The sequence below is a fragment of the Microbacterium sp. K35 genome (assembly GCF_004794375.1).
In the GTDB taxonomy this organism is placed as follows: domain Bacteria; phylum Actinomycetota; class Actinomycetes; order Actinomycetales; family Microbacteriaceae; genus Microbacterium; species Microbacterium sufflavum.
In genome coordinates this window covers 1-12078 of the sequence record NZ_SSDM01000128.1, presented here as the reverse complement: position 1 = coordinate 12078, position 12078 = coordinate 1, and the positions used below count along the sequence as shown (strand labels likewise).

12 protein-coding genes and 2 tRNA genes are annotated in these 12078 nt (G+C 69.9%); 11 read left to right on the top strand and 3 right to left on the bottom strand.

Annotation, left to right across the window (positions count from 1 at the left end; translation table 11 throughout):
• Nucleotides 1–218 precede the first annotated feature (218 nt).
• On the top strand, nt 219–695 hold the full coding sequence (locus DW299_RS03905) for a GNAT family N-acetyltransferase (RefSeq protein WP_136030876.1): 477 nt from the start codon (nt 219–221) through the stop codon (nt 693–695).
• A 23-nt stretch (nt 696–718) separates the two neighbouring features.
• Here DW299_RS03905 and DW299_RS03900 read toward each other — a convergent pair.
• A tRNA-Gly gene (locus DW299_RS03900) sits at nt 719–789 on the bottom strand.
• Between the two features lie 94 nt (nt 790–883).
• Between DW299_RS03900 and DW299_RS03895 the strand changes: the two genes are divergently transcribed.
• From DW299_RS03895 to clpX, 10 genes are all read left to right on the top strand, one after another.
• Nucleotides 884–957, top strand: a tRNA-Pro gene (locus DW299_RS03895).
• Between the two features lie 59 nt (nt 958–1016).
• Nucleotides 1017–2492, top strand: coding sequence for a trigger factor (gene tig / locus DW299_RS03890; protein WP_136035776.1), 1476 nt, complete (start codon nt 1017–1019; stop codon nt 2490–2492).
• Nucleotides 2493–2562: 70 nt separating this feature from the next.
• Nucleotides 2563–3057, top strand: coding sequence for a tetratricopeptide repeat protein (locus DW299_RS03885; protein WP_136035774.1), 495 nt, complete (start codon nt 2563–2565; stop codon nt 3055–3057).
• 81 nt (nt 3058–3138) lie between these two features.
• The gene (locus tag DW299_RS03880) at nt 3139–3726 is read left to right on the top strand and encodes an ATP-dependent Clp protease proteolytic subunit (RefSeq protein ID WP_136030882.1); all 588 of its coding nucleotides are present in this window, start codon (nt 3139–3141) and stop codon (nt 3724–3726) included.
• 17 nt (nt 3727–3743) lie between these two features.
• Nucleotides 3744–4385, top strand: coding sequence for an ATP-dependent Clp protease proteolytic subunit (locus DW299_RS03875; protein WP_025105017.1), 642 nt, complete (start codon nt 3744–3746; stop codon nt 4383–4385).
• A gap of 151 nt (nt 4386–4536) precedes the next feature.
• Nucleotides 4537–5472 (top strand): sugar-binding transcriptional regulator, encoded by a 936-nt coding sequence (locus DW299_RS03870; RefSeq protein ID WP_136030884.1) that lies wholly within the window; start codon nt 4537–4539, stop codon nt 5470–5472.
• Nucleotides 5473–5501: 29 nt separating this feature from the next.
• The gene (gene deoC / locus DW299_RS03865; protein ID WP_372490611.1) at nt 5502–6470 is read left to right on the top strand and encodes a deoxyribose-phosphate aldolase; all 969 of its coding nucleotides are present in this window, start codon (nt 5502–5504) and stop codon (nt 6468–6470) included.
• Between the two features lie 13 nt (nt 6471–6483).
• On the top strand, nt 6484–7926 hold the full coding sequence (locus DW299_RS03860) for an aldehyde dehydrogenase family protein (protein ID WP_136035770.1): 1443 nt from the start codon (nt 6484–6486) through the stop codon (nt 7924–7926).
• A complete protein-coding gene (locus DW299_RS03855) occupies nt 7923–8774 on the top strand; it encodes an aldehyde dehydrogenase family protein (protein WP_136030887.1) in 852 nt (283 codons plus the stop codon). Before DW299_RS03860 ends, DW299_RS03855 begins: the two co-directional genes overlap by 4 nt.
• Nucleotides 8775–8931: 157 nt before the next feature.
• On the top strand, nt 8932–10200 hold the full coding sequence (clpX, locus tag DW299_RS03850) for an ATP-dependent Clp protease ATP-binding subunit ClpX (protein WP_136030889.1): 1269 nt from the start codon (nt 8932–8934) through the stop codon (nt 10198–10200).
• A gap of 24 nt (nt 10201–10224) precedes the next feature.
• On the opposite strand, the gene DW299_RS03845 is transcribed toward clpX, so the two are convergent.
• Together DW299_RS03845 and DW299_RS03840 are read right to left on the bottom strand one after the other, a co-directional pair.
• Complete coding sequence (locus DW299_RS03845; RefSeq protein ID WP_136035768.1) at nt 10225–10722, bottom strand: GyrI-like domain-containing protein; 498 nt, start codon at nt 10720–10722, stop codon at nt 10225–10227.
• A gap of 19 nt (nt 10723–10741) precedes the next feature.
• The coding region (locus DW299_RS03840) for a M3 family metallopeptidase (RefSeq protein ID WP_136035767.1) at nt 10742–12078 on the bottom strand (1337 nt) is incomplete at its 5' end.

Sequence of the window (12078 nt, the reverse complement as noted above, 5' to 3'; positions counted from 1 at the left end):
GAGCGGGGCGAGCAGGGGAGCGGAGGGCGCGCTCGCGAACCGCGGCGGAAGCCGATGGCCCGCTCCTCCCGGGGGGCCGGCGGGTGCGGCGCTCGGGGCGCCGGGGTCCGTCACGACGTGCCCATTCGCTGATGCCTTCCGGTCGGGCTGCGGAGATCTGCTGTCAGCGTATTGGACCGGCGCTGCGTCCCGCGACCGGCCGGTGACAGGATGAGTCGATGGCACAGGTGAGCGTCCGACGGATGACGACCGACGAGTTCGAGGAATGGATGGGGGCGATCGCCCGCGAGTATGCGGCGGAGCAGGTCGCTGCCGGCCGGTGGGAGCGGGATGGCGCCGTCGATCGCGCGCGGGCGGAGAATGCGCGGATGCTTCCGAAGGGACCAGCGACGTCGCGCATGCTCGTGCTGCGAGGGCTCGACGAGGACGGACGTCCGATCGGTCGCGCCTGGGTGGGGCTCGACCACCCGCGAGGGGCGCCCGGCGTCGCGTTCCTCTATGACATCGAGGTCGTGCGGGATCGCCGAGGAGAGGGCCTGGGCAGGGCGTTGCTCGCCGCGGTGGAGAGCGCGGCGCGCGATGCCGGTGCCGAGGCGCTGGAGCTCAACGTGTTCGGCGGCAACGCGGCGGCGATCCGCATGTACGACGCGGCGGGTTACGCGGTCGTGACGCAGCAGATGCGGAAACGGCTCTGAGCGCTGACGCTCTGCCGTGGGAGAGGGGGTGACGGGAATCGAACCCGCGCAATCAGTTTGGAAGACTGAGACTCTACCATTGAGCTACACCCCCGGAACCGGAGTCCGGACTCCCACGATCATAGCGGACGGTCGGGCATGCTCCGGTCCGTTAGACTCGGTGGGGCTGAATCTGCGTGCGGATTCCCCGGGGCGTAGCTCAGCTTGGTAGAGCGCCCGCTTTGGGAGCGGGAGGTCGCAGGTTCAACTCCTGTCGCCCCGACTCAGATCCTCGACTTTTCAGCCGCGTCCGCGCGGAAACCACAAGGAGAACACACCAGCATGGCGAACAGCACCGTCGAGAAGCTGACCCCGACCCGGGTCAAGCTCAGCATCACGGTCACCCCGGAAGACCTCAAGCCCAGCATCGCTCACGCCTACGAGCACATCGCCCAGGACGTGCAGATCCCCGGCTTCCGCAAGGGCAAGGTCCCCGCGCCGATCATCGACCAGCGCATCGGCCGCGGCGCGGTCATCGAGCACGCCGTCAACGAGGGCCTCGACAAGTTCTTCCGCGAGGCGACGACCGAGCACAAGCTGCGCATCGTCGGCCGCCCGGCCGCCGAGATCACGCAGTGGCCGAACGAGAAGGACTTCTCGGGCGACCTGCTCGTCGACATCGAGGTCGATGTCCGTCCCGAGATCGACCTCCCCGACTACGCGGGTGTCACGCTGACCGTCGACGCCGTCGAGGCCGACGAGGCCGCGCTCGACGCCGAGCTCGACAACATGCGCGCGCGCTTCGGCACGCTGATCCCCGTGGACCGTCCGGCCGCGAAGGGCGACTTCGTCGAGCTCGACCTGGTCGCGACGATCGACGGCGCCGAGATCGACCGCGCCGAGGGCGTCTCGTACGAGATCGGCTCCGGTGAGCTGCTGGAGGGCATCGACGACGCGGTGGAGTCGCTCACCGCAGGCGAGGAGACCACGTTCCGCTCCGCCCTGGTCGGCGGAGACCACGCCGGCAAGGAGGCGGAGGTCTCCGTCACCGTCAAGGCCGTCAAGGAGCGCGAGCTGCCCGAGGCCGACGACGAGTTCGCGCAGATCGCCAGCGAGTTCGACACGATCGCCGAGCTCCGCGCGAGCCTGGCCGAGCGCGTCGCGCAGCAGGGCGTGTTCACGCAGGGTTCCGCCGCCCGCGACAAGCTCGTCGAGACGCTGCTCGAGCAGATCGACATCCCGGTTCCGCCGCAGCTCATCGAGGACGAGGTGCACAACCACCTCGAGGGCGAGGGTCGCCTGGAAGACGACGTGCACCGCGCCGAGGTCACCGAGGCGAGCGAGAAGCAGTTCCGCACGCAGGTGCTGCTCGACACGATCGCCGAGCAGGCCGACGTGCAGGTCTCGCAGGAGGAGCTCTCGCAGTACCTCATCCAGTCCGCCGCGCAGTACGGCATGGCTCCGCAGGAGTTCGTCGAGGCGCTGCAGTCGTCCAACCAGCTGCCCGCCCTCGTCGGTGAGGTCGCCCGCAACAAGGCGCTCGCGATCGCGCTGGGCAAGGTCAAGGTCGTCGACACCAACGGCAAGCCCGTCGATCTGTCCGACTTCGTGGTGACCGACGACGAGGCCGCTCAGGACGAGGCCGCCGAAGAGGAGCCCGCGGAGGAGAAGCCCGCCGCCAAGAAGGCTCCCGCCAAGAAGGCTCCGGCCAAGAAGGCTCCGGCCAAGAAGGACGCCGACGCGGAGGAGAAGCCCGCCGCCAAGAAGCCGGCCGCCAAGAAGGCTCCGGCCAAGAAGGCTGCCGACAAGGGCGAGTGATCGCACGAACGGTGAAGAGGGCGGATGCTGCGGCATCCGCCCTCTTCTGTCGCATCGACGAGGAGGATGCATGAGCGCATGGGACGACCGGGTCGAGCAGGTGTGGGCCGAGGCGACCGGTGACGAGGTCGGCGACGAGACGATCGCACGGATCGACGCCCTGGCCGCCGAGCGCGGCCCGGACGACGCGCGGGCGGAGTTCGAGCGGGCGGGCGCCAGGGACTCCGCAGGGCGCCCGGCCGAGGCGGTCGAGCTGTATCGCCGGGCGCTGGCTCTCGGGCTCGATGAGGAGCATCGCCCGCAGTGCGTGATCCAGCTGGCGAGCTCGCTGCGCAACCTGGGGGAGTACGACGAGGCGCTGGCGGTGATCCGCGCCGAGGAGCAGGCCTCCGCCGACGGCCCGTACCGCGACGCGGTCGCCGTGGTGCATGCACTGATCCTCGCGAGTGCCGGACGCCCGCATCAGGGGCTCTCGGTGGCGCTGCTGGCGCTGGTTCCGCACCTGCCGCGCTATCACCGTTCGATGACCGCGTACGCGCAGGAGATGGCCGAGCGCGACACCTGATATGCCGACGGCGAACACGACCTGAGTGCTGCGTTGACGCCGGTAGATTCGAATCACTGAAACACGGAAGCAGGAGCTGACATGGCTGAACCCCTCGTCGCGACAAGCGTCTTCGACAGGTTGCTGAAGGACCGCATCATCTGGCTCGGCTCGGAGGTGCGAGACGAGAACGCCAACGAGATCTGCGCGAAGATCCTCCTTCTCGCCGCCGAAGACTCCGAGAAGGACATCTACCTCTACATCAACTCGCCCGGCGGCTCGATCACCGCAGGCATGGCGATCTACGACACGATGCAGTTCGTGCCGAACGACATCGTCACGGTCGGCATCGGCATGGCCGCTTCGATGGGTCAGCTGCTGCTGACCAGCGGCACCAAGGGCAAGCGCTACATCACGCCCAACGCGCGTGTGCTGCTGCACCAGCCGCACGGCGGCTTCGGCGGCACGGCGAGCGACATCCAGACCCAGGCGCAGCTCATCCTGTCGATGAAGAAGCGTCTCGCGGAGATCACGGCGGGTCAGACCGGCAAGCCGGTCGAGCAGATCAACGCCGACGGAGACCGCGACCGCTGGTTCACGGCGGAGGAGGCCCTCGAGTACGGCTTCGTCGACCACATCCGCGAGCACGCCAGTGATGTCACCGGCGGCGGCGGCACGGGCGCCGAGTGAGGATGCGAGAGGACACCATGTACACACCCACGTTCCAGTCCGCCGGAAACCTGCCGTCCAGCCGCTACGTGCTCCCGCAGTTCGAGGAGCGCACGGCCTACGGCTTCAAGCGCCAGGACCCGTACAACAAGCTGTTCGAGGATCGCGTGATCTTCCTCGGCGTGCAGGTCGACGACGCGTCCGCCGACGACGTGATGGCGCAGCTGCTCGTTCTGGAGAGCCAGGACTCCGAGCGCGACATCACGATGTACATCAACTCGCCCGGTGGCTCGTTCACGGCCATGACCGCGATCTACGACACGATGCAGTACGTCGCGCCGCAGATCCAGACCGTGGTGCTGGGCCAGGCGGCGTCGGCCGCGTCGGTGCTGCTCGCCGCGGGTGCGCCGGGCAAGCGTCTGGCCCTGCCGAACGCCCGCGTGCTCATGCACCAGCCGGCGATGGGCGAGGCCGGTCACGGTCAGGCGTCGGACATCGAGATCCAGGCCGCCGAGATCCTCCGGATGCGCACGTGGCTCGAGGAGACCATGGCGCGTCACACCGGCAAGCCCGTGGAGCAGGTGAACCGCGACATCGATCGCGACAAGATCCTCTCCGCCAACGAGGCGCTGGAGTACGGCATCGTCGACCAGGTGCTCACGTCGCGCAAGCGCGCGTAAGCCCCGCTGTTCGAGAGGGCGTCCGTCGAGAGACGGGCGCCCTTTCGCGTGCCCGGCGGATGTGCGTCGGGACGGGGGTCGGGTGCGCATATGAGCAGATGCGTGCGCGAACGCTGAATCGGGCCTACCCTGGACAGGGAAGGAGGATGCCGTGGAAGAAGACCTGCTCATGGTGCGGGTGGCCGAGCTGTACTACGACGAGGACAAGACGCAGGACGAGATCGGTGGCCTCCTCAAGATCTCCCGCTGGAAGGTCGGACGGCTGCTCACCCAGGCCCGGGAGAGAGGGATCGTGCGCATCGAGATCGTGCATCCCCGCGCACGTCGCCTCGGGCTCGAGAGAGAGCTGGTCGAGCGCTTCGGGCTCAAGGACGCGGTGGTCGTGCCTGCTCCGGAGGGCGACGACGGCACGCTCGAGCGGGTGGCCCAGGCGGCCGCCGACTTTCTGACCGCGATGCGTCCGGTACCCCGCACGCTCGGCGTGAGCTGGGGCAAGACCCTCCGCGCCGTCGCCGAGGCGCTCCCCGACGGCTGGGCCAACGGCGTCACCGTCGTGCAGCTCAACGGCGGGGTCAGCCTCAACCGCCGCTCCGGAGGCGCGGCGGGGCTGGCTGTCACGATCGCGCAGCGCGCGTCCGGCCAGGTCTCACTGCTGCCGAGTCCCGCGATTTTGGAGCACGTCGAGACCAAGCGGGCCATCGAGGGCGACCGCACCGTCGCGGCCGTGCTCGAGGAGGCCGCGGAGGCGCAGGCGTTCCTGTTCACCGCCGGTCCCTGCGACGCGTCGTCGGCGCACGTCGAGAACGGCTACCTCCGCGCGGACGACGTGGAGGAGCTCGCACGCCGCGGAGCCGTCGGCGACGTGCTCGGCCGCTACGTCGACGCGGAGGGGAACATCGTCGACCCGCAGCTCGACGCCCGCACCGTGGGCGTCTCGCTCGACCGGCTGCGCGGCGCCGACCGCGCGGTCTTCGTGACCGCGGGACCCGCGAAGCACGACATCGCACGAACGGTGGTGACCAGCGGCCTGTGCAGCGTGCTGGTCACCGACGAGACCACAGCACGAGCATTGTTGGAGGAACAGTGACCACCACAGAACTCAGCCGCAGGGCGGCGGTGGACGTCCTCGGCGGAGAGCCGGACGACGCCACGCTGCGCCGCTTCCTGCACGGACTCCCGGGCGTCGACGCGGTCGGGCTGGAGCAGCGGGCGGCCGGTCTCGGCACCCGCTCGATCAAGACGACCTCGAAGGCCTGGGCGCTCGACACCATCATCCGTCTGATCGACCTCACGACGCTCGAAGGTGCCGACACCCCCGGCAAGGTGCGCTCGCTCGTCGCCAAGGCGAAGACCCCCGACGCCGCCGACCCCTCCACGCCGCGCGTGGCCGCGGTGTGCGTCTACGGCGACATGGTCGGCGGCGCGGTCGAGGCGCTGGGCTCCGTGCACGGCGACCCGGACGACGGCCTCATCTCGGTCGCCGCGGTCGCCACGGCGTTCCCCAGCGGCCGGTCGTCGCTCGCGATCAAGCTGGCCGACACCGCCGAGGCGGTCGCGGCGGGCGCCGACGAGATCGACATGGTGATCGACCGCGGTGCCTTCCTCTCCGGCCGGTACGGCCTGGTGTTCGACCAGATCGCCCAGGTCAAGGAGGCCTGCCGCCGCGAGGACGGCTCCTACGCCTCGCTCAAGGTGATCCTGGAGACCGGTGAGCTGAACACGTACGACAACATCAAGCGCGCGTCGTGGCTCGGGATCCTGGCGGGCGGCGACTTCATCAAGACGTCGACCGGCAAGGTGCAGCCCGCGGCCACGCTGCCCACCACGCTGCTCATGCTGGAGACCGTGCGCGACTGGTACCGCGGCACGGGCGAGCGGATCGGCGTGAAGCCGGCCGGTGGCATCCGCTCCTCGAAGGACGCGGTCAAGTACCTCGTCACCGTGGCGGAGACCGTGGGGGAGGAGTGGCTGCAGCCGCACCTGTTCCGCTTCGGCGCCTCCAGCCTCCTCAACGACGTGCTCCTGCAGCGACAGAAGCTCCGCTCCGGCCACTACTCGGGCCCCGACTACGTCACCATCGACTGACGGGAAGACGACCATGTCATTTCTGGAATACGCTCCGGCACCGGAGTCCACCGCGATCCTGAACCTCCGGGACAGCTACGGCCTGTTCATCGACGGCGAGTTCGTCGACGGCTCGGGCACCCCCTTCACGACCATCTCCCCGTCGAGCGAGAAGCGCATCGCTGAGATCGCGTCCGCGAGCGACGAGGACATCGACCGTGCGGTCGCCGCCGCCCGCCGCGCCTACGACAAGACGTGGTCGAGGATGAGCGGCCGCGACCGCGGCAAGTACCTGTTCCGCATCGCGCGCCTGGTGCAGGAGCGCGCGCGCGAGCTCGCGGTCGCCGAGAGCCTCGACAACGGCAAGCCCATCAAGGAGAGCCGCGACGTGGACGTTCCCCTCGTCGCCTCCTGGTTCTTCTACTACGCGGGCTGGGCGGACAAGCTCGACTACGCCGGGCTCGGCGCGAACCCGCGGTCGCTCGGCGTCGCCGGACAGGTCATCCCCTGGAACTTCCCGCTGCTCATGCTCGCGTGGAAGCTCGCGCCCGCTCTCGCCGCCGGCAACACGGTCGTGCTGAAGCCGGCCGAGACCACGCCGCTCACGGCCCTGCTGTTCGCGGAGATCCTGCAGCAGGCCGACCTTCCCGCGGGCGTCGTGAACATCGTCACGGGTGCCGGGCAGACCGGGGCCGCGCTCGTGCGCCACCCCGACGTGGACAAGGTCGCCTTCACGGGTTCCACCGGCGTGGGTCGCGACATCGCTCGCGCGGTCGCCGGGACGAACAAGAAGCTGACGCTGGAGCTGGGCGGCAAGGCGGCGAACATCGTGTTCGACGACGCCCCGATCGACCAGGCCGTCGAGGGCATCGTCAACGGCATCTTCTTCAACCAGGGCCACGTGTGCTGCGCCGGCAGCCGCCTGCTGGTGCAGGAGTCCATCCACGACGAGGTCGTCGACCGGCTCAAGGCCCGGCTGTCGACGCTGCGCCTCGGCGACCCGCTCGACAAGAACACCGACATCGGCGCGATCAACTCCGCCGCCCAGCTGGCGCGGATCCGCGAGCTGAGCGACATCGGCGAGGCGGAGGGTGCCGAGCGCTGGACCGCCGACTGCGCCATCCCCGACCAGGGCTTCTGGTTCGCGCCGACGATCTTCACCGGTGTCGAGGCCGCGCACCGCATCGCGCGCGACGAGGTGTTCGGGCCCGTGCTGTCCGTGCTGACCTTCCGGACGCCCGCCGAGGCGATCGCGAAGGCGAACAACACCCCGTACGGCCTCTCCGCGGGGATCTGGTCCGACAAGGGCTCGCGCATCCTCGCCGTCGCCGACCGGCTGCGCGCCGGTGTGGTGTGGGCCAACACGTTCAACCGTTTCGACCCGTCGAGCCCGTTCGGCGGCTACAAGGAGTCCGGATACGGCCGCGAGGGCGGCCGCCAGGGGCTCACCGCGTACCTCAAGGGAGCCGCAGCGTGAGCAAGCGACTGAGCGTTCCGAAGACCTACAAGCTCGCGATCGGCGGGGCCTTCCCCCGCAGCGAGTCGGGTCGCACGTACGAGGTGGTGTCGCGCAAGGGCGGCTTCCTCGCGAACGCCGCCAAGGCCTCGCGCAAGGACGCCCGCGACGCGGTCACCGCGGCGCGCGCGGCCGTGAAGGGATGGTCGGGGGCGACCGCGTACAACCGCGGCCAGGTGCTGTACCGCGTCGCGGAGGTGCTGGAGGGGCGCCGCGCGCAGTTCATCGACGAGATCGTGGCGCAGGAGGGCGTGTCGTCCTCGGCGGCCACCGCGCAGGTGGACGAGGCGATCGACCTGTGGGTCTGGTACGCGGGCTGGTGCGACAAGTACGCCCAGGTGGCGGGCAACGCGAACCCCGTGTCCGGCCCGTACTTCAACATCTCCGTGCCGGAGCCGACCGGCGTGGTCGCGATCGTCGCGCCGCAGGACTCGGCGCTGCTCGGGCTGGTCTCGGTCGTGGCGCCCGCGCTGGTCGCGGGCAACACGGTCGTCGTGATCGCGAGCGAGCAGCACCCGCTGTCGGCGATCAGCCTCGCGGAGGTGCTGGCCACGAGCGACCTCCCCGGCGGCGTCGTGAACGTGCTGACGGGGTCGCCCGCGGAGATGGCGCCCTGGCTCGCCGCGCACCAGGACGTCAACGCGCTCGACCTGTCCGGCGCGGGAGCGCTCGACTGGGTCGACCTGCAGATCGCCGCCGCGGAGACCCTGAAGCGCGTGGTCGCTCCGGGCGAGGTCGTCGCCTCGCCCGAGCGGATCGCCGCGTTCACCGAGGTGAAGACCGTCTGGCACACCAAGAGCATGGTCTGAGCTCGGACCGCACGAGGGGCCCCGTCGCGCATCCCGCGGGCGGGGCCCTTCTCGATGCCGGGGCCGCGCGGAAGCGAGTCCGCGCCAATGCGGCCCGGTGTCGCATGCAGCGGTTAGGCTCGAAGGACGATCTCTGATCCCCCATAGGAGGACGCGCATGGCCCGCATCGGTGAAAGCGCTGACCTGTTCAAGTGTTCTTTCTGCGGAAAGAGCCAGAAGCAGGTGCAGCAGCTCATCGCGGGTCCCGGCGTGTACATCTGCGACGAGTGCGTCGAGCTGTGCAACGAGATCATCGAGGAGCGCATGGCGGAGTCGTCCGCCGAGGGCGTCGCCGAGTTCGAACTGCCCAAGCCGCGGGAGATCTTCTCGTTCCTCGAGGAGTACGTGGTCGGCCAGGAGCCCGCGAAGCGCGCCCTCGCCGTCGCCGTCTACAACCACTACAAGAGGGTCCGTGCGCACGGCACCCTGCAGCCGGCGGAGCAGAAGGCCGAAGAGGTCGAGATCGCCAAGAGCAACATCCTGCTCATCGGGCCGACCGGCTGCGGCAAGACCTACCTGGCACAGACGCTCGCCAAGCGCCTCAACGTGCCGTTCGCCGTCGCCGACGCCACCGCGCTCACCGAGGCGGGCTATGTGGGTGAAGACGTGGAGAACATCCTCCTCAAGCTCATCCAGGCCGCCGACTACGACGTGAAGCGCGCCGAGCAGGGCATCATCTACATCGACGAGGTCGACAAGATCGCCCGCAAGGCCGAGAACCCCTCGATCACCCGCGACGTGTCGGGCGAGGGCGTGCAGCAGGCGCTCTTGAAGATCATCGAGGGAACGGTCGCCTCGGTTCCGCCGCAGGGCGGCCGCAAGCACCCGCACCAGGAGTTCCTGCAGATCGACACGTCGAACGTGCTGTTCATCGTGGCCGGCGCCTTCGCCGGGCTGGAGGACATCGTGTCGGCGCGCGTCGGCAAGCACGGCGTCGGCTTCGGCGCCCCGCTGCACGACAAGGGCAAGGACCTCGACCTGTTCAGCGAGGTGCTGCCGGAAGACCTCCACAAGTTCGGCCTCATCCCCGAGTTCATCGGGCGTCTGCCGGTCGTGACCAACGTGTCGCCGCTCGACCAGGCCGCGCTGATCGACATCCTCACCGGCCCGCGCAACGCGCTCGTGAAGCAGTATCAGCGCATGTTCGAGCTCGACGGCGTGCAGCTGGAGTTCGAGGAGGAGGCGCTGCGGTCGATCGCCGACCTCGCGGTGGAGCGCAAGACCGGTGCCCGCGGGCTCCGCGCGATCCTCGAGGACGTGCTCGGCCCCGTCATGTTCGAGATCCCGTCCGCCGACGATGTCGCGAAGGTCATCATCACGCGCGCCGCGGTCGACGAGGGCGCCCCGCCCACCGTGGTGATGGAGCGCAAGCGCAAGAGCGCCTGACCCCGACCGACGCCGGCGGGGCGGTCAACCGACCGGCATGATGAGGTCGGTGCGCAGGTCCTCCGGCGCCGTGTCCGGGTCGGAGACGTACACCTCGATCCAGACGCCGCGCGGATGGAGGTCCGCCTCCGCCGCCCGTGCGACCAGAGCCGCCCATCCGGCCCCGAGACCGTCGTAGGAGCCGAGGACGGTGGTCGCCACCGCGGATCCGGACGGAAGCGTGGATGCGACGATGGCGGTGCCGTCACCGGTGGCGAGGGGGTCGGACGGCGAGGCCTGCACGGGGAACCCGAGCTCGAGATCGAACACACCCATCGGGTCGCCGTGGTAGATCGCCAGTGCCGGACCGGCGGGAAGCAGCGTGCCGGCGGCGAACGCGTCGCCGATGGCGCGATACCCGGAGTCGAAGGCGTCACGGAGATCGGCGAGACGGAGCGCCTCGTGGCGGATGACCGCGAGCGGGACGGGGTCGAGGTCGAGCCGGTCGGCAGGGCCGAACGGGGCGTCGGAGAAGGCGTTCATGTGCTCAGGGTGCCACGGGTCAGCCGTCGAGTCCACGGCGCTTCAGCAGCGGCGCGATCTCGGCGTCGCGGCCGCGGAAGTCGCGATACGCCTCCAGGGGGTCCTTCGACCCGCCGACCCCGAGCAGACGCTCCCGGAAGCGGTCGCCGTTCTCGCGGGTGAGGCCCCCGTTCTCCCGGAACCACTCGACCGTGTCGGCGTCGAGCACCTCGCTCCAGATGTATGAGTAGTACCCCGCGCTGTAACCGCCGGAGAACACGTGCGCGAAGTACGTCGACGAATACCGCGTCGGCACGGCGGGGTCGTCGAGCCCGATGTCTGCCAGCGCCGCGGCCTCGAACCCCGCGACGTCGTCCACGTCGTCGTCGACGGAGAGCCGATGCCAGGCCTGGTCGAGCCAGGCGGCGGCCAGATACTCGCTCGTCGCGTGTCCCTGATCGAACGTCTCGGTCGCCCGGAGGCGGTCGACGATCGCGGGGTCGAGCGGTTCTCCCGTCTCGTGGTGGCGGGCGTAGTTGTCCAGGACCTCGGGCCAGAGGATCCACATCTCGTTGACCTGACTCGGGAACTCGACGACGTCGCGGAACACGTTGGTGCCGGCGAAGTGGGGGTACGTCACCGTCGCGAACAGACCGTGCAGGGCGTGCCCGAACTCGTGGAACAGCGTCGTCACCTCATCGAGCGTCAACAGCGTGGGCTCTCCCTCTCCGGGCTGGGGGACGTTGAGGTTGTTGACCACGACGGGCGCGCTGCCGCGGAGTCGTGACTGGCTGACGATCGCGTTCATCCAGGCGCCGCCGCGCTTGGAGTCGCGGGTGTAGAGGTCGAGCACGTAGAGGCCGAGCGGGGAACCGTCGGCGTTGCGCACCTCGAACACCCGGGCTCCGGGGTGGTAGGCGACCAGGTCGTCGCGCTCGCGGAAGGTGACTCCGTACAGCCGGGTCGCCGCGAAGAACACGCCGTCCTGCAGCACGCGCTCCGCCTCGAACCAGGGGCGCAGCGCAGCCGTGTCGATGTCGTAGCGGGCGGTGCGCACCTTCTCGGCGTAGAACGCCCAGTCGTGCGCCTCGACCGGGAAGGGAGCGGGCTCCGACTCGTCGACCAGCGCCTGGAGCGCCGCGCGCTCGGCGCGCGCGTTGCGGGCCGACGGAGCAGCCAGCCGGCGCAGCATCCGCTCGACCGCCTCGGGAGAGCCCGCCGTCTCGTCGGCTGTGACGTATGCCGCGTGCGAGGGGTGCCCGAGAAGTGCGGCGCGCTCGGCCCGCAGGCGCACGATCTCGCGCAGGACCGGACGGTTGTCGTTCGCGTTGTCGCGCGAGCCCCGGGCGCGCGACGCGGCCAGGACGCGCCGCCGGG